General features: G+C 40.6%; 25 protein-coding genes. 14 read left to right on the top strand and 11 right to left on the bottom strand.

Annotated features, from left to right (window positions below):
• Positions 1–189 precede the first annotated feature (189 nt).
• The 11 genes from pepF to CHI10_RS02520 all read left to right on the top strand — a co-directional run bounded on the left by pepF (position 190) and on the right by CHI10_RS02520 (position 12,499).
• On the top strand, positions 190–1,977 hold the full coding sequence (pepF, locus tag CHI10_RS02570) for an oligoendopeptidase F (protein WP_095242710.1): 1,788 nt from the start codon (positions 190–192) through the stop codon (positions 1,975–1,977).
• Between the two features lie 169 nt (positions 1,978–2,146).
• Positions 2,147–3,160 carry a glycosyltransferase gene (locus CHI10_RS02565; protein WP_179288933.1) on the top strand — a complete coding sequence of 338 codons (1,014 nt, stop codon included), beginning with the start codon at positions 2,147–2,149 and terminating at the stop codon, positions 3,158–3,160.
• 20 nt (positions 3,161–3,180) lie between these two features.
• Positions 3,181–4,230, top strand: a complete 1,050-nt coding sequence (selD, locus tag CHI10_RS02560; RefSeq protein ID WP_179288932.1) for a selenide, water dikinase SelD — start codon at positions 3,181–3,183, stop codon at positions 4,228–4,230.
• Positions 4,231–4,292: 62 nt separating this feature from the next.
• Positions 4,293–5,195, top strand: a complete 903-nt coding sequence (phnD, locus tag CHI10_RS02555) for a phosphate/phosphite/phosphonate ABC transporter substrate-binding protein (protein WP_095242708.1) — start codon at positions 4,293–4,295, stop codon at positions 5,193–5,195.
• An 11-nt stretch (positions 5,196–5,206) separates the two neighbouring features.
• Positions 5,207–5,962, top strand: coding sequence for a phosphonate ABC transporter, permease protein PhnE (gene phnE / locus CHI10_RS02550; RefSeq protein WP_095242707.1), 756 nt, complete (start codon positions 5,207–5,209; stop codon positions 5,960–5,962).
• A 12-nt stretch (positions 5,963–5,974) separates the two neighbouring features.
• Entirely contained in the window at positions 5,975–6,748 is a 774-nt protein-coding gene (gene phnC, locus CHI10_RS02545) for a phosphonate ABC transporter ATP-binding protein (protein ID WP_095242706.1), read from the top strand.
• A 38-nt stretch (positions 6,749–6,786) separates the two neighbouring features.
• On the top strand, positions 6,787–7,398 hold the full coding sequence (locus CHI10_RS02540; protein ID WP_095242705.1) for a polysaccharide deacetylase family protein: 612 nt from the start codon (positions 6,787–6,789) through the stop codon (positions 7,396–7,398).
• Positions 7,399–7,504: 106 nt separating this feature from the next.
• Positions 7,505–8,440, top strand: a complete 936-nt coding sequence (locus CHI10_RS02535; RefSeq protein ID WP_095242704.1) for a phosphotransferase — start codon at positions 7,505–7,507, stop codon at positions 8,438–8,440.
• Positions 8,441–8,558: 118 nt separating this feature from the next.
• Complete coding sequence (htpG, locus tag CHI10_RS02530) at positions 8,559–10,436, top strand: molecular chaperone HtpG (RefSeq protein ID WP_095242703.1); 1,878 nt, start codon at positions 8,559–8,561, stop codon at positions 10,434–10,436.
• Between the two features lie 254 nt (positions 10,437–10,690).
• Positions 10,691–11,032 carry a hypothetical protein gene (locus CHI10_RS02525; protein ID WP_095242702.1) on the top strand — a complete coding sequence of 114 codons (342 nt, stop codon included), beginning with the start codon at positions 10,691–10,693 and terminating at the stop codon, positions 11,030–11,032.
• 102 nt (positions 11,033–11,134) lie between these two features.
• Positions 11,135–12,499, top strand: a complete 1,365-nt coding sequence (locus CHI10_RS02520; protein WP_095242701.1) for an amino acid permease — start codon at positions 11,135–11,137, stop codon at positions 12,497–12,499.
• Between the two features lie 68 nt (positions 12,500–12,567).
• On the opposite strand, the gene CHI10_RS02515 is transcribed toward CHI10_RS02520, so the two are convergent.
• The 3 genes from CHI10_RS02515 to CHI10_RS02505 all read right to left on the bottom strand — a co-directional run bounded on the left by CHI10_RS02515 (position 12,568) and on the right by CHI10_RS02505 (position 13,924).
• Positions 12,568–13,425, bottom strand: coding sequence for a DUF421 domain-containing protein (locus CHI10_RS02515; RefSeq protein ID WP_095242700.1), 858 nt, complete (start codon positions 13,423–13,425; stop codon positions 12,568–12,570).
• Positions 13,426–13,445: 20 nt separating this feature from the next.
• Positions 13,446–13,652 carry a DUF1657 domain-containing protein gene (locus CHI10_RS02510; RefSeq protein ID WP_095242713.1) on the bottom strand — a complete coding sequence of 69 codons (207 nt, stop codon included), beginning with the start codon at positions 13,650–13,652 and terminating at the stop codon, positions 13,446–13,448.
• Between the two features lie 68 nt (positions 13,653–13,720).
• Positions 13,721–13,924, bottom strand: a complete 204-nt coding sequence (locus CHI10_RS02505; protein ID WP_095242699.1) for a DUF1657 domain-containing protein — start codon at positions 13,922–13,924, stop codon at positions 13,721–13,723.
• A gap of 234 nt (positions 13,925–14,158) precedes the next feature.
• Between CHI10_RS02505 and CHI10_RS02500 the strand changes: the two genes are divergently transcribed.
• The 3 genes from CHI10_RS02500 to CHI10_RS02490 all read left to right on the top strand — a co-directional run bounded on the left by CHI10_RS02500 (position 14,159) and on the right by CHI10_RS02490 (position 15,734).
• Positions 14,159–14,455 carry a hypothetical protein gene (locus CHI10_RS02500; protein WP_095242698.1) on the top strand — a complete coding sequence of 99 codons (297 nt, stop codon included), beginning with the start codon at positions 14,159–14,161 and terminating at the stop codon, positions 14,453–14,455.
• A 91-nt stretch (positions 14,456–14,546) separates the two neighbouring features.
• Positions 14,547–15,332, top strand: a complete 786-nt coding sequence (locus CHI10_RS02495) for an LAGLIDADG family homing endonuclease (protein WP_095242697.1) — start codon at positions 14,547–14,549, stop codon at positions 15,330–15,332.
• A gap of 30 nt (positions 15,333–15,362) precedes the next feature.
• Positions 15,363–15,734 carry an rRNA methyltransferase gene (locus CHI10_RS02490; protein WP_095242696.1) on the top strand — a complete coding sequence of 124 codons (372 nt, stop codon included), beginning with the start codon at positions 15,363–15,365 and terminating at the stop codon, positions 15,732–15,734.
• A gap of 376 nt (positions 15,735–16,110) precedes the next feature.
• On the opposite strand, the gene CHI10_RS22175 is transcribed toward CHI10_RS02490, so the two are convergent.
• From CHI10_RS22175 to CHI10_RS02455, 8 genes are all read right to left on the bottom strand, one after another.
• The gene (locus CHI10_RS22175) at positions 16,111–16,248 is read right to left on the bottom strand and encodes a hypothetical protein (protein ID WP_179288931.1); all 138 of its coding nucleotides are present in this window, start codon (positions 16,246–16,248) and stop codon (positions 16,111–16,113) included.
• 98 nt (positions 16,249–16,346) lie between these two features.
• Complete coding sequence (locus CHI10_RS02485) at positions 16,347–16,820, bottom strand: staygreen family protein (RefSeq protein WP_095242695.1); 474 nt, start codon at positions 16,818–16,820, stop codon at positions 16,347–16,349.
• A gap of 75 nt (positions 16,821–16,895) precedes the next feature.
• Entirely contained in the window at positions 16,896–17,657 is a 762-nt protein-coding gene (locus CHI10_RS02480) for a hypothetical protein (RefSeq protein ID WP_095242694.1), read from the bottom strand.
• Between the two features lie 104 nt (positions 17,658–17,761).
• Positions 17,762–19,192 carry an alanine/glycine:cation symporter family protein gene (locus CHI10_RS02475; RefSeq protein ID WP_095242693.1) on the bottom strand — a complete coding sequence of 477 codons (1,431 nt, stop codon included), beginning with the start codon at positions 19,190–19,192 and terminating at the stop codon, positions 17,762–17,764.
• 344 nt (positions 19,193–19,536) lie between these two features.
• Entirely contained in the window at positions 19,537–21,981 is a 2,445-nt protein-coding gene (gene parC / locus CHI10_RS02470) for a DNA topoisomerase IV subunit A (RefSeq protein WP_095242692.1), read from the bottom strand.
• On the bottom strand, positions 21,978–23,960 hold the full coding sequence (parE, locus tag CHI10_RS02465) for a DNA topoisomerase IV subunit B (RefSeq protein ID WP_095242712.1): 1,983 nt from the start codon (positions 23,958–23,960) through the stop codon (positions 21,978–21,980). Before parE ends, parC begins: the two co-directional genes overlap by 4 nt.
• A gap of 316 nt (positions 23,961–24,276) precedes the next feature.
• On the bottom strand, positions 24,277–24,690 hold the full coding sequence (locus CHI10_RS02460; protein ID WP_095242691.1) for a CoA-binding protein: 414 nt from the start codon (positions 24,688–24,690) through the stop codon (positions 24,277–24,279).
• Positions 24,691–24,762: 72 nt separating this feature from the next.
• Positions 24,763–25,623 carry a GNAT family N-acetyltransferase gene (locus CHI10_RS02455; protein WP_095242690.1) on the bottom strand — a complete coding sequence of 287 codons (861 nt, stop codon included), beginning with the start codon at positions 25,621–25,623 and terminating at the stop codon, positions 24,763–24,765.
• Position 25,624: the final 1 nt, after the last annotated feature.

Below are 25,624 nucleotides of genomic sequence, written 5' to 3'. Positions count from 1 at the left end.
GCAGGACATTGAATAAGCTTCCTCGAATGACCACCGCACGAAGGAAATGCGTCAGTATTTTCGAGGATCAAGTGCCCTCCGCTCCAATCAACTCAGCAAATTATACTCAGTTACTCAGTTATGTAAAAGCAACAAATTTTACGAAAACAGCCTTATAAAACAACAGTTTACTGTAAAGGAGTCTATAAGATGAAGACATTCAAAGACAGAAATGACGTTCCGCTGAATGAGAAATGGAATCTGGAAGACATATACTCCAGTTTGGAACAATGGGAAGAAGATTACAAGCTTATTGAACAACTGGCCGATAAGCTGAAAACCTTTGACGGACAGATTCACGATGGCAACTCCCTTTATCAATACCTTGAAAAAAAAGAAAAACTCTCTTACATATTTAATAAGCTGTATGCCTATGCGATGCTGAAAACCGATGAAGACACAAGAGTAACAGATTCGCAGGCCTATGTAGATAGGGCAAAGCAATTAAGCGTCAAAGTCAGTTCTTCCACATCCTTTTTTATGCCTTACCTCTTAAGCCTGGATGAAGAAACCCTAAAAGGCTATATTGCTGAAGAAAAGGGCCTGAAATACTTTGAAGAGGACCTGCTCGAATCCTTCCGTTATAAGCCGCATGTCCTTAATAAGGACAAGGAAGAAGTTCTATCACATCTCGGCGAAGCACTTTCCGTTCCCAGCCATACTTTTGGAATGATGAATAATGCAGATATAAAGTTTGGTGATGTAACAAAAGAGGATGGCGAGAAGGTTGAACTGACGCGGGGGATGTATGCGAAAATCATGGAAGAAGAAGACCGGGAAAAGAGGAAAGAAGCCTATAAGGCTTATTACCAGCCTTATGTGCAGCTGAAGAACTCCATTGCTTCCACCCTTTCTGCCGCAATAAAAAACAATGTCACCATGGCCAAAATCCGCAATTATCCTTCAGCACTTGAAAAAGGACTATTCGGTGATCAGGTGCCAAAGGAAGTGTATGTCAATCTAATTGAGACGACTAAAAAGAATATCGGGGCAATGCATCGGTATACTGCGATTCGCAAGGAACAGTTAGGCGTTGACGAGTTGAGGCAATATGATTTGAGCGTTCCTTTAGTAAAGGGAGTCAAACCTGAAATATCCTATGAAGAAGCTTATGACACCATGTGTAAAGCGCTCGAGCCTCTTGGGGATGATTATATTTCTATTCTGAAGGAATTTAAGTCTGGCCGCTATATTGATGTGCATGAAACTCCAGGGAAGCGGTCAGGTGCTTATAATCTCGGCATTTATGGAGTTCATCCTTATATCCTCCTGAATCACCGTGATGATCTGGACAGCCTTTTTACACTTGCTCATGAATGCGGGCATGGTGTCCACAGTAAGCTGAGCTCACAGCACCAGCCGCAGATCACTGCCCGTTACAGCATCTTTGTGGCGGAAGTGGCTTCCACAGTGAACGAAGTACTCCTGATTCATTATCTGCTGAACACGGAGAAGGATAAAGATGTCCGCAGGCATCTCCTTAATCATTTTATTGATCAGTTTAAAGGAACCTTCTTCACTCAAGTTATGTTTGCTGAGTTTGAGATGAAAACCCATGAATTAGCGGAAAAGGGAGAGCCGCTTAACGCTGAAGTCTTCAGCATGATTTATGAACGTTTATTCCGCGAATATAACGGGGATGACATTGTTTTTGATGAAGAGGTGAAATTCGGCTGGAGCAGGATCCCTCATTTTTACCGTCCATTTTATGTGTATAAGTACGCAACCGGATTTGCGTCTGCCATTCATTTGGCAGCGAAAATTCTTGAAGGAGACAAGGAAACGCTGCAAAACTACCTCGAGTTCTTAAAAAGCGGAAGCGCCGATTATCCGCTTGAGCTGCTAAAGAAAACCGGAGTGGATCTGACTTCTCCATATCCTATTGAAAACTCCCTTCGGAAATTTAGAGATCTTGTAGAAGAATTCGGAAACCAATAGAAGGATTGGGCCTGTTTCTTGATAAAGAAACAGGCTTTTTTACAGTCATAATGAAAAGAACAGCATGCTGAAATACAATTAATGGACAGGATGAAATATTCCTGCAATAATTGATGCAAACTTTAATTAAAACGAAGAGAGAGCAAATATAATTGTGAAGGATGAAAGGATGAAAGTACTTCTGGCAAGCCCGAATTTTCACCAGGCAAGAGGAAACACAGTTACTGTTCAGCGTATATCCGATAACCTTAATAAGCTGGGCATTGAGACTGACATAATCAATATCACAGACGGCTGCAAATTATCCAGACTGCCAAAAGCCGATATTGTGCATGGCTTTAACGCTTATCGGTTTGGCCAATTTATTAAGGGGATTGGTGAAAAGCCTGAAAGATATGTCGTAACCATGACCGGCACTGATTTAAATATCGACCTTCATGATCCGGTTAAGAAAAGCGAAATCAGTCAAACCATTATCAATGCCGAAGCTGTACATGTATTTGATGAAGAAGCTAAGCATGTACTGGCAGGTGCAGTTCCTGAAGCAAAAGATAAAATCAATGTTATCCATCAAGGTACTGTAATATTTTCTGAAACTGGAGCCGACTATAAAAAAGAACACGGCACTTTTTTATTTTTGCTGCCTGCAGGAATCCGCAAGGTGAAGAATATTCCTTTTGCCATAGAAAAACTTAAAGCGTTATATGAAAAGAATCACCGAATCCGTCTTTGGCTGGCGGGCCCTGTTATTGAAGAAGAAGAGGGAAATATTATAAAGACTCTCACTGAAAAAAATAAAGAATGGGTTCAATATCTTGGCCAGATCCCGCATCACCATATGGGAGAGCTATACAGGCAAGCGGATGCCGTATTGAACACATCCCATTCTGAAGGCCAGCCTGCCGCCATTTTAGAAGCAATGGGGTATAGCCTTCCAGTTCTTGCAGCCAATAACCTGGGCAACCGGAATATCATTTCACATCAGGAAACCGGCTTAATCTATACTAATCCGGTCGAATTTCTTGATAATGCAGACAAACTAGTGAATAATAACAAATTGAGGATTAAATTGGGGCATGCTGCCAAACTCTACGTGGAGGGCAGTCATTCTTCGGAATATGAAGCCAAAACACTTCAAAAAATTTACGAAACCATCCTAGAAAAGTCCCCAAGCAAACAATGATTGAGCAAGGAGTGAGAACTATGTCGAGAGAAGAAATCGTAAAATTAACTTCTTTATCAACAAAAGGCGGCTGAGGATGCAAAATTGGTCCTGAAGACCTGGCGCAGGTTCTGCGTCATTTGCCTAAGTCTGTACCTGACCCCAACCTCCTGGTAGGATTGGATACATCGGATGATGCAGGCGTATATAAAATAAATGATGAAACTGCCCTTGTGCAGACACTGGATTTCTTCACTCCTATCGTTGACGACCCATACATGTTCGGTCAAATCGCCGCAGCCAATTCGCTGAGTGATATTTACGCTATGGGCGGCAAGCCTATAACCGTCATGAATATTGTAGGGTTCCCTATCAGCAAATTGGATAAAGGCATACTTGCAGACATTCTGGCTGGCGCATCCGATAAAGTGAAAGAATCCGGTGCTGTTTTAGTTGGAGGGCACTCCATTGACGACCAGGAGCCAAAGTTTGGCTTATCTGTGACAGGAACCGTACATCCTGAACGGGTAAGAACAAATGCAGGAGCCAAACCTGGCGACAAACTAATCTTAACCAAGCCAATTGGCGTAGGCATCCTTACTCAAGCAATTAAGAGGGATATGCTGGATCAGGAAGGCATTGACCGTGTGATGGAAGTCATGGCTGCTTTAAATAAAGAGGCAGCTGAAGCTATGGATAACTACCAGGTTAATGCATGCACAGACATTACTGGTTTTGGACTTCTTGGCCATGCCATGGAGATTGCGGAAGGAAGCGGCACAGGGATAACTGTTGAAAGCACAGCCGTGCCTATTCTTCCAAAAACCAGGGAGCTTGCTCAGCAGAACATTATTCCCGGTGGCTCCAAAAAGAATCATAAATGGCTCTCCGGACGTATTCAATACGAAAATATTGATGACGTAGACCAAGTGATTCTATGTGATGCTATAACATCAGGAGGACTTTTAATAACCGTTCCTGAATCAGAAGCTGAACCACTCCTAAATGACCTGAAGGAAAAAGGAGTCGAATGGGCTTCCATCATCGGAACAGTCACAGATCAGAATCCCGGAAAGATTACGGTGATCTAAAAAGGACTCGAATAGAGTCCTTTTTTACCTTTACTAAAAAAACAGAATAAGGAAGTGCTAACATGAAAAAATTCTTAATGCTCCTGACTATCTTCTCAATAATGCTTCTGTCAGCCTGCAGCGGAAATGAAACAGATAACACAGATAAAAATGGAAAAGATCAATCGAAAGAAAAGTTCACTATTGGGGTCATCCCTGTTCAAACAGAGGGATCGATGGAAGCTGCCATGGAGAAACTGCAGTCAACCTTATCTGAAAAACTCGATCGGGAAGTAGCTGTCGAAGTTTATCCGGATTACAACGGGGTAGTGGAAGCCATGAACTACGATAAAATTGATATGGCCTATTTCGGCCCGTTAACATATGTTGTGGCCCATGAAAAGAGCGGAGCAAAAGCCATCATTACACAGCTGATTGATGGAGAGCCATTCTATTATTCCTATATCATCACCCACAAGGACAATCCATGGAACTCACTTGAAGATTTACTGAAAAACAGCAGTGATTCTGACTTTGCTTTCGGTGATATCAATTCAACTTCAGGATCCCTTATCCCATCCATAGAATTAAAGGACCGTGAAGTTTACCAATCAGAGGATGAACACAGCTTTAAATCCGTCCGATTCACGGGTTCACATGATGCCACTGCATTAGCAGTTCAAAATAAACAGGTGGATGCCGGTGCGATCGACAGCGCCATTTATAATCAATTAGTGGAATCAGGAAAAGTAGATGGAGAGCAGATTAAAACGATCTGGAAATCAGAAAAGCTTTTCCAGTACCCTTGGGCTGTACATGAAAACACCGATGAAGAAACAATTAAAGCATTGAAGGAAGCATTTCTTGCTATTGAAGATCCCGAAATTCTGGATGCATTCGGTGCAAGCGGATTTACTGAAGCAAGCAACAAAGATTATGAAAGCATCCGTCAGGCTGCCCTAAAAGAGGGACTTATTAAAGAATAGGGCTGATAAGATTGTGGTTTAAAAAACGCAGCATATTAACATATACCGTATTGGCTTTATTTATTTTTCTAAGCATGAAGCTGACAGAATTCGACTTAGCGAAATTCAGAGACTTCCGCAACATGATTGATTTCCTGTCCCATTGGTTCCCGATGAATTTTTCTCTCCTTCCAAGGATACTGGAAGACAGTCTGGAAACCTTGGCCATGGCATTTCTGGGAAGCTTCTTCGGGCTTATTATCGGTCTTCCGTTAAGCTTTATGGCCGCCAAAAACACTTCCGGCTCAAAGTTTGTTTACCATATAACCCGAGTCGGCCTCAGCTTTGTCCGATCCATTCCTGAAATTGTTTTTGGTTTGATTCTTTTGACAGCTCTTGGGCTTGGTCCTTTTCCGGCTGTCCTGGCCATTATGTTTCATAATATTGGGGTTCTGGGAAAACTGATCTCAGAACTCATTGAAGCATCCGATCCCGGCCCGCAGGAGGCCATGAAAGCAGTTGGGGCAAAGAGCTGGTTTGCTTCCCTGTTCAGCATTCTGCCTCAAATATGGCCAAATGTATTGTCAAATTACTTCTACCGGTTTGAGGTTGCCATAAGGACTTCCCTTATCTTAGGCTTCATTGGCGGGGGAGGAATTGGCCAAAGACTTTTTAATGATTTTAAAACCTTCCAATACAATTCAGTTTCGCTCGATGTCCTGGTGATTATGATCATCGTGATTCTAGTGGACCTTTTTGGAAGCTATGTCAGGAACCGAGTGATATAAAGGAGGCCGGAAATGCTTGAGATTCGAAATATAACTGTCCGTTATCCCGGCATGAAGCATCATGCGCTTAATTCAATAAATCTGACGATACACCCTGGAGACTTTGTTTGCGTGCTAGGTAAAAGCGGTGCCGGAAAATCCACGCTGATCCGCTGTCTAAATGGCCTGCAGTCCCCTTCATCAGGGGAAATCCTCTGGGATGGCCAATCCTTTTCTGCACTTAGTGATGAACAGCTTCGGATAATCCGCAGGGAGATGGGCATGATCTTTCAGCACTTTAATTTAGTTCCGCGATTGACTGTCCTGCAAAATGTTCTGACAGGCATGTTCGGCTACAGGAGCAGTTTTAAGAACCTCATTGGCTGGTTTACAGAGGAAGAAAAAGCTCAGGCTAAACAAGTCATTGCAGAGGTGGGCTTAACCGACTTTGCAGACCGCAGGGTTGAGCATCTTAGCGGAGGGCAGAAGCAGAGAGTCGGTATTGCTAGGGCTCTCCTACAAAAGCCAAGGTTCCTTCTGGGAGACGAGCCTGTTGCCAGTCTGGATCCTGGAACTTCAGACCGGATCTTCAGCCTGCTGCAGGAGATGCATAACCGGCATGGTCTGCAAACCATCATTAATGTCCATGATGTTCAATTGGCTAAACGCTACGCAACCCGGATTATTGCTTTAAAGGATGGGGAAGTTGTTTTTGATGGTAACCCGGAACAGTTTACAGATGATATGTATGTATTTACATATGATGCAGAAAGTTATATAGAAAAATCATATATCCGATCAACTTAAGAACAGGAGGCAGAAGAATGGCCAATTGTCCATGAGTAGTGGATAGCTCGAACGTCGTGTACGTTTCGAACGACCCAGACATCAAGTTATTTAATGCCGGACATCCATCGAAGAAAACAGTGACACTGACTTTTGACGATGGGCCGGCAAGAATTCTTCCGGAACTATTGGATATATTGAAGAAAGAAAAGGTTCCAGCTGTTTTCTTCTGGCAATCAAGGCTTTTATACCCCGGTCGTCCGTGGAAAAGAGTTCTCGAAGAAGGCCATCAGTTAGGAACACATTCTTCAAAGCATTCCAATTATGCTAAATTGACTCCAAGTGAACAAATCCAGGACCTAAGGAGCAGCAAATTAAAGATTGAATCCATCACAGGCCAGGAAGTGAAGCTATTCAGGCCCCCATTTGGACAGTATAATGAACATACCATTGCTGCAGCGAAAGAGCTCGGGCTCTCCACCATATTGTGGAGAATCTCGTCCATGGACTGGGAACTCAAAGAAGAGCCTGAACAAATTATCACAAACGTTTTAGAGAACCTGGAAGACGGAGCAATCATTCTATTGCATGAATTAAGCCAGACTGTCGAAGCCCTGCCTGAGTTAATTGCTGAGATTAGGGGGAAAGGCTACGAATTCAGTTTGCTGTAAATAGTATCCTCTCTGAGGGTACTTTTTTTTGTGTAAAGAAGTATTATTTTTAAAAGCCGTTTTATATATATTGTTAGGTAGGATTCCTATAAGGGGGAGCGAAAGCTTGTTTACTAATATTGTGACTGCAAACGGGACACTAAATGACCGTTACATTTTAAGGAGAGAGAATTTATATCAGGGCTCGAACGGCCGGTTTGTCGAGCGCTTTTTTATTGATGAAACCAAGAGCTATATTTTTAAACCTCTTACAAACAATACTCAGCTTGGAAAAGAAGTATGGATTTTCGAAAATGTATTGGCAGAACTGCCGCTAAAGTTTCCAAAAATCCTGTCGTATTCCGTTCAGACCACACTAAGCAATAATTGGATTATCTTAGAGGATCTTGGCACCATCACACATACTTTTGATTCTAAGATTGCACTTGAACTAACTGCATTAATGGCCAAATGGCACTCTTTACCCGCCGAGCGGTTTTCCAATACAAAGCTGAGTGGCCCTAAACCGGCTATTGAGGAAATGGCGAACCATATTCTGCAGAACAAAGAGAAGGTTTTTACTATTTTCAGGTTACACAATATTTCAGAACGATTAGGAAGCATCCTTTTCAGTACATTTACCTCTAAACCCTTTTCTGCTGTGAAGGTTCTTTGCCATGGGGACTTGCATCAGGGGAATTTTGGGTATGCGGCCGGTAAAACGGTGGTTCTGGACTGGGAACATTGCCACTTAAACATACCTTATTGGGATTTATTTCATTTAATCGATATGTCACATCCTGATTTCCCTAAGCCTGATGACCACACTTTACGAAATAAGATTCTGGACTGTTATTGCGAGGAATCCCAAATCCCAGTTCCTGACAGGGTGAAATTCAAACAGGACTACTATTTATTTTCAGCTGTTTTTTCAGTTTGGATGATGCTGTTAATCCAATTAGATTTGGACAATCAGAGTGCGAAATGGACTTCCGAACAGCTGTCGAAGCAATTAAAAGAAACAATACGCAATCTTGTTGAATGTGCGGAAGAAATCATTTAGAAAGAAAGTAAGTTCAAGCTAATTGACAGAAATCAGCTAATATGATATTTAAATATTGTTTAGCACTCTAAAGGTTTAAGTGCTAATGCAATAAAGAACGGTAAGGGGAGAGACTAACATGGAAACGAAACAGTTTCAGGCAGAATCCAAGAGATTATTGGAAATGATGATTAACTCCATTTACTCTCAAAGAGAGGTGTTCCTGAGGGAGCTTATTTCCAATAGCAGTGATGCCATCGATAAGATCTACTACAAAGCACTTACAGACGATTCTTTAACGTTTGACAAAGACAGTTACTACATAAAAGTCGTTCCTGATAAAGAGAACAGGACATTAACAATCAAAGATACCGGCATTGGCATGACGAAGGAAGAACTGGAAAACAACCTGGGTGTCATCGCCAAAAGCGGTTCTCTCGCTTTTAAGAGAGAAAATGAGATTAAAGATGGCCATGATATTATTGGCCAATTTGGAGTAGGATTTTATGCTGCTTTCATGGTCGCAGATGTTGTAACAGTGATCAGCAAATCACTTGGCAGTGACCAGGCCTACAAATGGGAATCCCATGGTGCTGACGGTTATACGATTGCACCATTTGAAAAAGACGCGGTCGGTACTGAAATTATATTAAAAATTAAAGAAAACACAGAAGATGAAACCTATGATGAATACCTTGAGGAGTACCGTTTAAAGTCGATCATAAAAAAATACTCTGATTTCATCCGCTATCCTATTAAAATGGATGTTAAGTTAAGTAAGCCTAAAAGTGATGCCGAAAACGAGTATGAGGAAAATATTGAAGAGCAGACCATAAACAGCATGGTCCCAATCTGGCGAAAGAATAAAAGTGAACTGACAGACGAGGATTACGAAAAGTTCTATCAGGAAAAGCATTATGGCTTTGACAAGCCGGTAAAGCATATCCATATAAGTGTGGATGGTACAATCCGCTATAATGCGATTTTATATATTCCTGAAAATATTCCATTTGATTATTACTCTAAAGAATACGAAAAAGGCCTGGAGCTTTATTCGAATGGCGTTTTAATCATGAATAAGTGTGGAGACCTTTTGCCTGATTATTTCAGTTTTGTCAAAGGGATGGTGGACTCTGAAGATTTATCCCTTAACATCTCAAGGGAAATGCTCCAGCATGATCGGCAGCTGAAGCTTATTGCGAAAAACATTAGCAAAAAAATAAAAAATGAGCTCCAAAGTCTCATGAAAAATGAGAGGGAAAAATATGAACAATTTTACAAGTCATTTGGAAGACAATTAAAATACGGTGTATACAGTGATTTCGGAACCCATAAAGAAACACTCCAGGATTTATTGATGTTCTATTCTTCAACAGAAAAGAAATTGGCATCACTCGATGAATATGTATCCCGAATGAAGGATGACCAGAAATATATTTATTATGCTGCTGGTGAGTCATACGAAAGAATCGAAAAGCTTCCACAATCCGAACTGGTGGCGGATAAGGGTTATGAAATTCTGTACTTTACAGAGGATATTGATGAGTTCGCCATTAAAATGCTGATGTCCTATAAAGAGAAGGAATTTAAGTCAATCTCAAGCGGCGATCTCGGCATAGAGAATGAGGAAGAAAAGATAACCGAATCAGAAGAAAAAGAGCATAAGGAATTGTTCAGCAGCATGAAGGAGATTTTAGCAGGAAAAGTAACTGATGTCCGCATTTCCAAAAGACTTAAAAGCCATCCGGTTTGCCTGACTGCAGATGGCGAAGTCACCATTGAAATGGAAAAGATACTCAGCAGCATGCCTGACAATCAAAATGTTAAAGCAAACAAGGTACTGGAAATCAATTCAAGCCATGAGGTGTTCCAGGCTTTAAAAAATGCAATGGAAAATGATAAGGAAAAGTTAAGTCTCTATACAAACCTCCTATATAATCAGGCCTTGCTGATTGAAGGCCTGCCAATCAGCGACCCTGTGGAGTTTACGAATGATATCTGCAAAGTTATGGTCTAATAAATATACAAACAGCCCGATTCCATTGGGCTGTTTTTTGTTATTTACTTAACAACTCCAAGGAATATTTTATGTACTAATAAACACACTAAGCAATAATGGAGTGCTATGTTTTTACGCTGAAATTTATGTCTTGATCTGTACTATACTACTCTTGACAAAAGTACAGCCTCGATAATATTGAAAACTCCCAGCAACTATTCCACCTGGTGGAAGGTTAACAAATACATTCTAAAATCGGGAAGGAGATAAACATGTCAGTTTTCGTTTACCAATCATTTGAAGTGAAGCAGGATAATTTCGTTGAAGCTCTAAAAAATCTGAGGATGATCCAAAGCTATCGGAACGAAAATTACCAGCACAAGGTTGAGCTGTTATCGCCAATTTCAGGAGATGATCATACATATGCTTTCCTGTCCACTTATGAGGGCCTTGCAGAGATGGAATTGCAAAACAAAAAGATGTTTGAAGATGAGGAATACAAAAAGCTGATTGAGCAATTTTTCCTCGAGGATATTGTGCAGGGAAGCATGCACACTCAGCTGTTCCGATCTGTAACTGGATTAAAGAGCGACAGTTCCGAGAAAAAGAAATAAGGTTTTTTGGCAATTTTCCATGTGGCATCGAAATGGAAGCCGATCATCATCTGAATCGGCTTATTTTTTTGCCAGTATGTGATGGAAAGAGGGAGGTACAACATGGATTTTTTTCTGCCAAGCGGCAATTCCTCGAAAAAAAGTGAATCAGGTGATTTAAAATGGTGGCAATTATCACTGATTGGTGTGGGCTGCACCATCGGGACCGGATTTTTTCTGGGTTCTGCCATCGGAATCAAGATTACCGGACCAGCTATTGTATTTTCATTTATATTAGCAGCTATCGGAACTTATATAGTCTATAATCTTTTAGCTAAGATGACTGCAGAAGACCCTCAGGAAGGATCTTTCTGCTATTATGCCAATAAAGCGTATGGGAAGTGGGCAGGATTTAGCTGCGGCTGGAATTACTGGTGCTCAAATATATTAATTATGGGGAGCCAGTTAACCGCTCTATCCATATTAACGAGATTTTGGCTCCCGCATGTCCCGCTTTGGATTTTTGCAGCGGGCTATGCCATTCTTTCGATTATTGTAGTCCTAACAGGAAGCAAGGGCTTTGATAAGGCAGAAAACCTCTTTGCAGTTATTAAAACTGCTGCTATCATCATGTTTATCATCCTGGCTTTTGCTGCATTGGCAGGGATAATGGATGGAGATGTCAAACATCCGGGATTCCCGGGGTCTGCCGGTGACTGGTTTCCAGAGGGCTTTAAAGGCTTTTGGTCATCTTTAATATATGCGTTCTATGCATACGGAGGAATAGAAGTAATCGGGCTGATGGCTACCAGATTAAAGAAGAAAGAAGATGCCCCAAAAGCCGGCATTATTATGCTGATCGTCCTTGTCATCATATATGTCATTTCCCTTGGCTTAGCTGTTTACATGGCTTCACATGGGGAATTTAATGAAAAAGAAAGTCCGTTTGTGACTGCCATGGAACATTATAACCTGGACTTTTTCCCGCACGTTTTTAATGCAGCCATCATCATTGCCGGCTTCTCTACAATGACAGCTTCACTGTTTGGAGTAACATCATTGCTGGTTACCCTGGCAAATGATGGCGATGCACCAAGTCTTTTTTCAAAAAGGATAAAAAAGTGGAAGGACCTGCCGCTGCCATCGCTCGCACTTGCAACAGCCGGTTTAATTGCATCCATTGTAACAGCTCTGCTTTTGCCAGGGAAAATTTATGAATACATTACCACTGCTGCAGGAATCATGATTTTATTCAATTGGTCTTTCATCATTATTTCTGCGCTGCGGATATTGGAGAACAAGATATTTGGGAAGCTCCTTGCCATTTTTGGACTGATCCTGATCCTTGCTGCGGTCAGCGGAACATTACTTGAAAAATCAATTAGGTTTGGTTTTTTCGTAAGCTTACTTTTCGTTGCAATAATAGCGATTGCAGCTCTGATTATGCAAAAGGCAGTATGGAAGAACGAAGGAAAAGGAACCTGTTAAAAACAAACACCAAATGTCTGGTGTTTGTTTTTTGATGGATGGAAGAACGAAGGAGGGAAGGCGATAGATTACTTTAGGTACGGAGCCAGTTTCTGAATAATTTGATTCAGCTTTTCAGTATTTCTTTCATACATTTTCTGTGCACTTTTTGAATCAGTCTGCAATGAAAATATCTCCAGGTCCGCTGCACACTTCTTAATCATGGCCAGAAGCAGAGGACGCTGTTCGGGTGCAGGAACCTTAATTGAATCATCATATACATCCACAGTTAAATCACCAAAAGAATCAATTTGTCCCAAAAAAATATTTTCCTGAGCGAGGCCTAATTTCTCGATCTCAGCTTTCAGCCACTTTTGGTTTTTTCCTGACCCGGCCAATGGATCGTTTAGAATATTACCATCCATAATAACCGTTTGCGGTTCTTTTTCCTGAGGCAGGTTCAGTTGAAGATCTTTTGGAGTGAGCGGCTGGTTTTCCTTCTTCAGCATGATGCTAAGGTCGCCACGAGGCTCCAGAACTGCAAACTCCACATCGGCTGCCTTAAAGACATTTTTTTGTCGGAGCAGGGAGGATAAGTCATCTATGGAGTATCGTTCTTTTTTTAAGTTGTCTTCTAATATTTTCCCATCTTTAATAAATATTGTTCCTTTTCCTTCAAAAAAATCACGGAAGCTTTTGCTTTTCAGAGCGAGCATATCAGCAAATAATGTTACAAGACCAAAGATCATAATGGATACTATTCCGCTGGCCCAGTGGTTATCTAATCCCATAATAATCTCACCGGCTATACTCCCGATGGTGATGCCTGATACATATTCAAAAAATGAAAGCTCAGAAATTTGTTTTTTCCCAATCAGTTTAGTAATAACGAATAGAACACCTACGAACAATATAGAACGGGCACCAATCAGCAGCCACTCTGGCATAATTTCATCTCCATATTTGATTAATTTGGTTTATATTGGGGCTCCTCTAACTCAATAATCTTTTTTCTGTTTTCCAAATCATTTTTTATTGTGCTCATCTCCAGCATAGATTCGTGAAAAAGACGTTTAGCTTCTTCGTCCATTGAAGTTAATGCAAGGCTGGATAATTGTGCTTCAATAGAACGTATTGCTGCAAGACATTGACTGACATCAGAAGCAATGGTCATCGAGAAAATCACACCATTCATAAGAGTTTTTATATAAAACTGCGGCTGGCAAAAGCCAGCCATTTGATTTATTGATTATATTGAGGTTCTTCTTTCTGAATCTCCTGAAGCCTTGGTTCAAGGCTATCAATGATGGATTGTGTCTGCTCAGCAGCGCTTTGGTACAGCTGCTTAGCATTTTGATTGTCGGTTGCAAGGGCAAAGGTTTCAAAGCTGGCCTGCGCGCTTTTTAGGCCTACAATCGCTTGTTTTACTTGAGTTCCAACTGTCATTGTCATACCTGCTTTCTGTTTAAGTAAATTACACGTGTATTTTGGCTTTTTTCAATTTTTATATGTGATTCATCGGCTGATTTTTGCTGGGTATTCAAGAAGTATTTGCTTAACTGCAGTTAAAGATCATCAAAAAAAATTGCCAGCATATTTGCATTTCCACAAGTGAAAATTAAGAACCGGAAGAGTTAAAATCTCATCCAAATTCGTTTTATAATAAGGGAGTGCTTGCAGTTGAATAACTGGATTTCAGCGCTTTTCAATAATATGGGGAATATGCGCAGGCCAATGATGAATATGTTTGGCGTAAAAAGAAAGAGCAACTGGGGCTGGTTATGGGGATCGCTCATCAGCATAGTGCTGAGCACAGCGGCAGTAGCTTTTACACGAAGCCGAAACCACAACGCCAATATGCATCCCATGCAGCAAATCATGAACAACTCAAATATGAACAATGCTTTTAAGAACCAAAACCTGTCAGCACTCACTGAAATGGCAGATGAGCTTGGTTTTGAGAAGAAGAAGCAATAGATGAAAATGCCCACATGTTTGTGGGCGTTTTTTATTTATTAACAAAAGGGAACGTATGTTTGCTATAATGTAATAAAAAGGAGGGAATAGAATGCTTAATTCTGATATAGATGATAAACAGATAATAAATATGTATAAAAGCGGAATGAGTTTTAAGGAAATGACAAAAATTATAGGTTTAAGCGACAGAGCCATTCGCAATGTACTATATAAACATAAAATAGTTATGAATCGGAGCCGTTCATCTGGACAACCCAGAAAGAATATGGTTAATGAGGATTTCTTTAAGACATGGTCTAATGAAATGGCATGGGTCTTAGGGTTAATAATTACAGACGGGTGTATAAATAAAACTATAAACACAATAACTCTAACTCAGAAAAATGAAGATATATTAAGATTAGCCGCAAAGTATATGGAAGCAGACTATATCCTGGCACCTGGAGGAAAAAATAAAGCAACTCCGACATTAGTCATTAATTCAAAAAGAATAAAAAATGATTTGTTAACGATAGGTATTACAGCAAATAAATCATTGATCGTTCCATTTCCCGAAGTTCCAGAAGAATATATGCCTTCTTTTATAAGAGGCGTAATAGATGGAGATGGATGGGTGCAGAAAAAAGGGTATGTAATGAACATTACAACAGCAAGCCAAACATTTGCCAAAGGCTTACTAACTGTTTTTCAAAATTGGAAATTAAGAAGCGAAATAACCATTGAAGTGAGCAGCACAGGAAACCTCATATATCGAGTATGGGTAAAAGGAAAAACCTATCTTCCTTTGCTTGCAAATATTCTATATAATGATGCTGTTGAGCACTTGGAATCACAAAAGAAGACAAATATGCTGATACATTCGACCTTAAATAATTAATTAACCATTGTATAGGAGGCGGGCTTAATAATGTGGGAATTAGTAAACGGCAAGTTAATTCAAAAAACTGATGAATCCAGAGTAAAATTCCGTACAAATATAAGTAAGGCTGTACTTAATCAATTAGAACCTCTATCAGCAGAACATGACACTCATATTAACTATCTGCTTGAAAGTGGACTTCAAGAAGTCTTGAATCATGATTTTATTACATATGATAAAAAAACTCGGCCAAAGGATCGAGTACAATACAAAACAACCTACGATAAAGTTTTATTGGAACAAGTTAAAGATTTCGCTAACAACCATGGACTTTTTATAAATGATGTTATTGAATACAGTGTACGTTTTATCAATCTGGAGAAAATAAAAAACAGCAGCTATAAGAACAGGGTAGAGTAGCAGATGCTGCTTTATTCTTAAATTATATTTCAACGCCCCGAACATAATATATATTATAGGAAGTAATGAAATGAAATAAAAACGCTGTCTCATTATCAAAGTATACTTAAGATAGTGAGACAGTACTGAAATTTTCATCAAATTTATTCTAATTGTTTAATTTACATTTATAGAATTTTAAAATGAATTTCAGCTGAAATTATTTACAGCCAAAATTCATTTTCACTAAACTCCTGGTTTTATGTTCGATGCTCCAGCTGTATTAGTTTAGTCCTTATTTAAGGGACATTCTGATGATTAATAAGCCCCTTTTATAATTTCTATTTATATTAATTAGTTTACATAATATATTTACGTGCAACCTTCGTCAGTTCTTTTATTCACTATCCTGTGTACTATTAAAGAACATTTCTGTCTGATCTTTATTCTCTTTTTTATTGTTTTTATCTTTTTCGCCCATTTTTCCATCAGATTCATAACTTAATTCAAATGTATTATCTGGTTCCTTCTTCATTTCAATCGCTCCAGTGTTTATAAGATTTGGTACAGCGTCTTTTACGTTAATAAAATGCGTTTTTATCACAGCGCAAACGCATGTTCGAGTTATGCGTATCACACTGGCATCAGTGCGGCAGTTAAATACTTTCTTGGTGTCCCATAATAAATCAGCTTGCTGAATTCCGGATATACAGATTCAAAGTATATAAAGATTGGCGAATCAAGCAGCCATGGATAGTTGGAGTAAAATGACCGGTCACCATAGACCATGGCTGTCAGCGCCAGATCCAATTCTTTCTGGAAAATGAGAAACCTTATTTTCGAGTATTGCTGATCAAATTCCCCGCTGCTGATATACACCCTCCCGCTCAGAACATACTGCCCCATTTGAGGTATCCATTCAGCAAAAACTTCATCACGGAATTTAGTGTTAATTGCACTAAAATCATAGCATCCGCCTATTGCCAAAAATAACTCTCCAGTTGCATCTGAGTGTGTAAGTGTATATTTCCTGCTGTCTACGGGTCTGAATTCCGTCGCAGGAGGCAAATATTTTACCGACAGCTTAGATGGATTAAATTTGCTCACATGAAGGCCCCCTATACAAATTTCCTTATGCCCAGTATATGGGAGCATTAAAGAAACGTGACAAATGCCCAGTCACTAACGCTTACGGGAATTCATTTTCATGACTTTGGTGTCTTTTAAATTCCACTTCCCATCTTCATACAGCCAAAATGACTCTACAAAGGCAATGGTATCTGCATTATAGGCCCCGCTTATTCTTTGAACACCCATTAATCCCTCTTTCCCTTCAACAGGGATGATCTTCAAAGTGCTATAAGGATTTACCATAAGCTCAGTTGGCTCGCTAAGCTTGCCGTTTACATACAGACCGAGCCGTTCATATTCTTCACTCCGGTCCCTTAAATCGAACGTATACGATTGTTTTGTATCCTGGATGCTGATATTCGCTTTGTAGCCATTTTCAAATTGACTATTGATTACTAAAGGATCTGGAACGGAGAGGTCAACCAGCTTAAAGTCCTTCAAAGTATATAAATAAAAATTCGACAGACCTCCGCTTCCGCCAGTTGGAATACTAATATACATATCCTTGATTGAATCACGGTTTAAATCTTCAAACTGTATTTGAGGTTCATATCCCCCCTCAAGCTCCGCTTTATACGTATTGCCGTCTGACGCCTTTACTTCAAGTGAAATCTCCTTTAAAAATGAAGCGCCTTCCTCATAATAGACACCTTTAATATAGACAGTGTCCGCCTTATTATCACCGGTGACATCCACTTTATCTTTTGACAGCGTTACAGTCTTTTGTTCTTGTTCACCAGCATATACACCGGTTATAGCGGATAAAGACATAAAAAAGAAAGCCGCAAACGCAAAAAGCAATTCCTTCTTCATTTACGTATCCTCCCTATTTTTTTATTATCTTGCCCAATTTTGGAAATAACATGTAAAATCAAAAAAACCTCCTATCCTAAGGATAAGAGGCTGTAATAAATACATTATTTAGCTTCTTTTTTTAAAGCACTTTCTTTTGTTTCCCAGGATTCAATTCCTTTTAGACCTGGGATAGAATCAGCATAAAACACAGGGTCTTTTCCTTCTTTCCTCTGTGCCTTATAATCATTCAAAGCGGCATAGGCAACTTTTGCAAGCAAAATAATCGCTATAAAGTTAATGATCGCCATTAAGCCCATGAATAAATCAGCAAGGCTCCAAACGATAGCTAAATCAACTACAGAACCGAAGATAACCATTCCGATAACAGCTATGCGATAAGCAAACAGCGCAGTGCGGCTCTCTTTAATAAATTCAATATTGGTTTCTCCATAATAATAATTTCCAATAACCGAAGTAAAGGCAAATAGGAAAATAGCAACTGCAATAAAAATTGGTGCCCATGATCCAACATGTGTGCTAAGGGCTGCCTGTGTCAATTCTATGCCAGTAAGATCAGAATTTGCATAATCACCTGATAGCAGGATAATAAACGCAGTAGCAGAACAGATTAAAATGGTATCCACAAAAACACCAAGTGTCTGTATTAATCCCTGTTTTACAGGATGGGAAACTGCTGCTGTTGCCGCTGCATTTGGTACACTACCCATACCTGCTTCATTTGAGAAAAGACCCCTTTTTATACCCATCATCACTGCTGCACCCATTGCTCCGCCGGCAGCCTGATCAATACCAAAAGCACCTTTGACAATGCTGATAATCAGATTAGGAATTTCAGTAATGTTCATGATGACAATGACGATAGCGACAGCTAAGTAGATAACCGCCATGATCGGCACAACGACTTGAGAGACATACGCAATCCGTTTAACGCCGCCGAAAATGATAGCCGCGGTTAATACCGCTAACACAATTCCAATTGTTAAACGGCTTGTGCCAAACGCTTCATTAAACGCTAAAGAGATGGTGTTCGATTGGACAGAGTTAAAAACTAATCCGAAACAGAATGTAATAATGATTGCAAAAATGATCCCCATCCAGCGTTTGTTAAGGCCCTTTTCCATATAGTAGGCGGGACCTCCGCGGAAACCATCCTTATCTTTGACTTTGTAAATCTGGGCAAGAGTACTTTCAATAAAGCTTGAAGCTCCCCCGATAAATGCGATAAGCCACATCCAGAAGACAGCACCCGCTCCACCTGCAGCAATCGCAGTAGCTACACCGGCAATATTACCAGTACCAACACGGGAAGCTGCACTAATAGTAAAGGCCTGAAAAGATGATATCCCTCTTTTGCCTTCAGCAGATACCATTGCTTTATCGCCCAATATTCTGAACATTTCACCAAAATATCTTAATTGGACAAACCTGCTCTTAAAACTAAAATATAAACCAAGAATAATTAATGCGGCAATCAAAATGTACGTCCATAAAAGATCATTTAGAAAGCCTACTATTGTTTCCAGTAAAGCCATGCTATTCCCCCTAAATATTTTTATTATCTTGCAAAAACAACACACTCCTTATAATCTATCAAAAGAATTTTTAATAGACAAGTCGAATATTCATTCGCAGGAGTGGAAATTCAATATAAACCTTGATTTCATGCGAATTATAATGGATTTTTTAACAAGGTAATTAAATATTTTTAATCGCTTTCATTTAAACTAGTATAAACTTTTTATACAATTAAACTTTCATAAGAATAACATTATTCAAACTATTTTGGATTCAGTTTTATATAAATAAATGATCTATACACCGAAATTTATCGTTTCAGCAGACGAATAAACCCCTGTTTTCACAGGGGCTCTTAATTCTATTCAGTTGCATTGACGGCATTTTCTGCCTCAGCCTTCCAAATGCATTTTGCTTTGCCGCTTTCGGAATCATCAATGATGAACGATCCATTTGAATAGCGGTCATTAAAGCGGATTGCCGAAGCATTAACTGCTTCTATATGGCCTTTTTCTGTTTCAATGTATAAACTATCTTTACTGCGGACAATTACACACCCGACAATACGATGAGGGTTTGATTTCAATTCACGAAGCATCACTACGCCTCTCTTGGCACGTGAGGTCCGTTCAAATTCAGTCAGCTTCATTTTTTTAATGGAGCCCCGCTGTGTAACAATCACAACAGCCTGCTCTTTCTGGTCCTCTATAAGCTGAGCGCCTGTGACAAAGTCGCCGTCTTTGAGATTGATGCCTTTTACACCGGCAGCCCTTGCCCCTACAATGCTGACCTCTTCCTCATGGAACCAGAGGCCGTATCCCTGGTGGGTCGCAAGGAAAATTTCCTTCGTGCCATCAGTTAAATAAACGTCAAGAACTTCATCATCGCCCTTAACGTTGACAGCAACCAGCGGTTTAGAATATCGCTGCGCCTTATATGATTTCAGTTCGGTTTTCTTTACCATGCCGTTCTTCGTCATGAACAGAAGATATTCTTCCGTCTCAAAATCCTTTACAGGAATGGCCCGGACAATCGATTCATTCCGGTCAATCGAAATGATATTGGCAATATGCTGACCGAGGTCCTTCCAGCGGATATCAGGAAGCTGATGAACCGGGCAGTACAGATAGTTGCCTTTATTCGTAAATACAAGGAGAACATCGGTTGTATTCATATCAAGCTGGGCAATAATTCTGTCTGAATCCTTCATGCCGAAATCCTGTCCGTTAGAGGCGGCAAACGATCTCTGGCTGGTACGCTTGACATAGCCTTCCTTCGTTACCGTTACAATAACATCTTCACTCGCTACCAGAACTTCAAGATTAATCTTAATCTCCTCGATTTCCGCTTCAATTCTGGTACGGCGTTCATCCGCAAAGCGCTTTTTAACATCCCTTAACTCTTTTTTAATAACCGAGAGCAATTTTTTCTCGCTTTCGAGAATAGCTTTAAGCTCGCCGATTAGCTTAGCAAGCTCCTCAGCCTCTGCTCTTAATGCGGTAATATCTGTATTGGTTAAGCGGTATAGCTGCAGGGAAACGATTGCTTCTGCCTGAGGTTCAGTGAACTCAAACTTTGCAATCAGATTATCTTTCGCATCCCGTTTATCTTTGGAAGCACGGATCGCTGCAATCACTTCATCCAGGATAGAAAGAGCTTTCATGAGTCCCTCAACGATATGCTGGCGCGCCTCGGCTTTTTGCAGCTCATACTGGGATCTGCGTGTAACGACTTCTTTACGATGGCCTATATAAGCATCCAGCAGCTCTCGTAACCCCATTAATTTCGGATGGCGATTGTGAATGGCGACCATATTGAAGTTATAGGGAATCTGCAGGTCACTGTTTTTGTACAGGTAGTGAAGCACTCCTTCAGGGTCTGCATCCTTTTTTAACTCGATTACAATGCGAAGGCCGGTCCGGTCTGTTTCATCACGGACTTCAGCAATACCTTCCACTTTCCGGTCAAGGCGGAACTCATCAATCTTCTTGACCAGATTTGCTTTATTCACTTCATATGGAATCTCAGTGATGACAATCTGTTTTTTCCCTCCGCGCAAATCCTCAAATTCAGCCTTTCCGCGGACAATGATTTTGCCTCTTCCTGTTTCATAAGCCTTTTTTATTCCATCGACTCCCTGGATTATGCCTCCTGTAGGGAAATCCGGACCTTTGATATGCTCCATCAGATCATCTATCGAACAATCAGGCTTATCCATCCGTAAAATAACACCATCAATAATCTCATTTAGGTGATGGGGCGGAATATCAGTTGCATACCCCGCAGAGATGCCTGTTGAGCCATTGACAAGCAAATTCGGATAAACTGCCGGCAAAACGGTTGGCTCACTGGACGTGTCATCAAAGTTCGGAATGAATTCAACGGTTCTTTTCTCAATATCTCTCAGCAATTCGGAAGAAAGGGGAGATAAACGGGCTTCTGTATAACGCATGGCTGCCGGGGGATCTCCATCGATGCTCCCATTATTGCCGTGCATTTCCACAAGAAGGTTACGGACCTTCCAATTCTGGCTCATCCGCACCATCGCGTCATAAACTGAAGTATCGCCATGCGGATGATAATTGCCGATTACATTCCCGACTGTTTTTGCGGACTTTCTAAAGCCCTTTTCATGTGTGTTTCCTTCTACGTGCATGGCATAAAGTATCCGTCTTTGAACGGGCTTTAGCCCATCACGTGCATCTGGAAGAGCACGATCCTGAATAATATATTTACTATAACGCCCAAAGCGGTCGCCTAATACATCTTCAAGAGGAAGGTCACGGAATTTTTCAGCAGAACTCATGAGTCAACACCCTCCTCCTCTAGTACTGAAATATTTTCATTTTCAAGTATGCTTCCATCTTCTTCAAGGCCGAATGCCACATTCGATTCGATCCATTTGCGGCGGGGTTCAACCTTATCACCCATCAAGGTGGTTACACGGCGTTCAGCTCTGGCTGCATCATCAATTTTAACGCGGATCAATGTGCGCGACTCCGGATCCATAGTTGTCTCCCACAGCTGGTCGGCGTTCATTTCCCCGAGCCCTTTGTAGCGCTGGAGCATATAGCCTTTACCCACTTTTTTAATGGTATCCTGAAGGTCATCATCACTCCAAGCATACTCGATCACTTCTTTTTTGCCTGACCCTCTGCTGACTTTATATAAAGGAGGCAGCGCAATGAATACCTTCCCCGCTTCAAGCAGCGGTTTCATATACCTGTAAAAGAACGTGAGCAAAAGCACCTGGATATGCGCTCCATCAGTGTCGGCATCTGTCATGATGATTACCTTATCATAGTTGACATCATCCAGATTAAAATCCGCGCCAACACCCGCCCCAACAGCATGGATAATGGTATTGATTTCTTCATTTTTAAAGATATCCGCAAGCTTTGCTTTTTCTGTATTGATTACTTTACCTCTAAGCGGAAGCACAGCCTGAAAACGCCTGTCACGGCCCTGTTTGGCAGACCCTCCGGCAGAATCACCCTCAACCAGATACAATTCATTTCTTTGAGGGTTCCGGGATTGGGCCGGAGTCAGTTTTCCGGAAAGCATTGCTTCTGATTTTTTCCGCTTTTTCCCGCTTCTTGCTTCCTCACGTGCTTTGCGGGCCGCTTCTCTTGCCTGGAAAGCTTTTACCGCCTTTTTAATTAAAAGAGAGCTTGTCTCAGGGTTTTCTTCAAGGAAATAAGATAAATGCTCGGAAACAACTGAATCAACAGCAGAACGTGCTTCACTGGTCCCCAGCTTGCCTTTCGTCTGTCCCTCAAACTGCAAAAGCTCCTCTGGAACACGAACAGAGATGATCGCAGTGAATCCTTCACGCAGATCCGCTCCATCCAGGTTTTTATCCTTTTCCTTCAGAAGATTCACTTTGCGGGCATATTCATTAAAAGCTCTCGTCATCGCAGTTTTGCTCCCTGCCTCATGCGTTCCGCCGTCCTTTGTGCGGACGTTGTTGACGAATGAAAGAACATTTTCCGAGTAGCCATCATTGAATTGAAAAGCAAAATCCACTTCAATTGCATTGCTTTCGCCTTCAAAGCTTACGACAGGGTGCAGAACATCCTTTTCTTCATTTAAATATTCTACAAATGCTTCTATGCCGTTTTCGTAGTGAAAAACGTCATGAAAATCATTACGCTCATCTATGATTTCTATTTTCATTCCTTTTAGAAGGAAAGCAGATTCACGAAGACGCTCACAAAGCGTTTCGTAATTATATGTGGTTGTCGAGAAAATCGACGGATCCGGCTTAAAGTGAATGGTAGTCCCTGATTGATTTGTCTTGCCGATCTTTTCCAATGTGGTCACCGGCTTGCCGCCCAGCTCGAAACGCTGTTCATATACAAAGCCGTCACGTTTAATTTTAACCACAAGCCATTCGGAAAGGGCGTTGACAACAGATGCACCAACACCATGAAGCCCGCCGCTCGTCTTATAGCCTCCCTGGCCAAACTTTCCCCCGGCATGAAGGACAGTTAATATGACTTCCGGAGTCGGCTTGCCCATTCTATGCATTCCTGTAGGCATACCGCGTCCTTTATCTTGTACACTAATAGAATTATCTTTATGTATTCTGACAATGATATGATTCCCGTAACCTGCCAGTGCTTCATCGACAGCATTATCGACAATCTCATATACAAGATGGTGCAAACCTCTTGCATCCGTGCTTCCAATGTACATCCCAGGGCGTTTCCTAACTGCTTCAAGCCCTTCGAGTACCTGTATGGCATCATCATTGTAGTCAAAAGCTTCCTGATTTCTTGCCACGAACATACCCCTTTCATTTCCTGCAAAAACACTTGCCGCCGAAATCACGGCAATGGAACACCCCTATAAGAATTCGGCTATACAGCCAATTTTCTTTGTAAAAATCATTGTTCGAACAGGTGTTCCATATTTATATTTTACCATATAAATTAGGATGGTCTATGCTTTATTTTATCTATTTATTTGGTTTTGGCAAATAAGTTCTTGAGATTTAAAAGATTTATCCTGATTATTTCCGTTACACAAACCCTTTATTTACAGGCTTTCTGAAAAAAATTAAAAAACATGAGATCTTATAGAGACCTCATGTTTTAGTTTACTTTGTCAGAGCATGTTCAACTTTAATGCAGCGGTCCATTATGACAGTGTACCCTTTTTCTTTCAGAAAATCATATGCTTCCTGGTTTGCCACTCCGAGCTGAGCCCAGAAGATGTCAGCATCTATTTCAGCAAATTCCCTCGCGATTTCCGGAAGAAACTCAGATCGCCTGAATACATTAACAATATCTACATGACCCTCGATGTCTTTAAGACTCGGCACTGCCTTTACACCAAGTACTTCATCAACAGACGGATTAACCGGTATGATTTCAAATCCAGCTTTTTGCATCGCTTCTGATACCATATAGGATGTACGATCAGGATTTCCGCTTAATCCTACAACAGCTATCCGTTTTGCCTTTTTTAAAAGGATACCGATTTCGTCCCTGCTTGGGTTTTCAATAGCCATTATGTTCCCTCCAATTTTATCTGGTTAAATATATTTTACCTAAAAACACAAAAGCACACTAACTTATTGCTCTTATTCCCGAATATCAAGCTTATAAAAATTCAATGATCTCTCAACTTTAAACCCTGCTTTTTTATAAATAGACAGCGCTTTCTCATTTGTTGTCCCTACACAAAGCTTAATGCTTTTGGCTCCGCTATTTACAAAAAGATCATGGACCGCCATTTCCAGTAAACTCTTTCCAATCCCCTTCTTGCGCTTACAGGGATCCACACCAATGAATTCAATGCTTCCTTCTTTTTCTTCACGATTGTATTCTGCATATAAATAGCCATTTAATCCATCCGCATCATCAGATGTATAGACTTTGTGATCAGCATTGATTTTTTCGATAATCTCTTTTCCTGAATAATATGTATGAGGAAACACAGTATCATGCAAATGAATAAATTCTCCATGGCGGTGAAAGGGCAATAAACTGACCTTTCTTAAACCATTGCATGAATGTTCTTTCAGTTCCATGTAGGTTTGAGCCGATTGCAGCCTGAATCCGTTTTTGGAGGCAAATCCGGCTGCAGTATGGTTGTATGTGTCAGCAAATAAATAGTATGTATGCAGATTTCCTTCAAAATAATGGAGTGCTTTTTCCCATAATAATCTCATAAATTCATTTTTCTGTACAAAAGGTCCCCATAACTCCGCTGTCCCTTTATTAAGATCGGAATCTATACCCAGATAACCAGCAAGTGCATTACCCTCCCGGACAATAAACGCAGCTGATTCGGGATCATGATTCATTTCTTCCAGACTTTGAAATATATCGTTTTGGCTTGTCCCCAAATACCCTATATGACACTCTGGCAAGGCGTTCATTTCGGCAATAAACTCAGCTGCCTGCATTAGATTTGAATGTTCTAAAATTTCAGCTTTCAAA

It is taken from the genome of Bacillus sp. 7894-2, assembly GCF_002272225.1.
In the GTDB taxonomy this organism is placed as follows: Bacteria; Bacillota; Bacilli; order Bacillales; family Cytobacillaceae; genus Cytobacillus.
The sequence above is the reverse complement of the archived record's forward strand: the minus strand, read 5'-3'. Positions and strand labels throughout refer to the sequence as shown.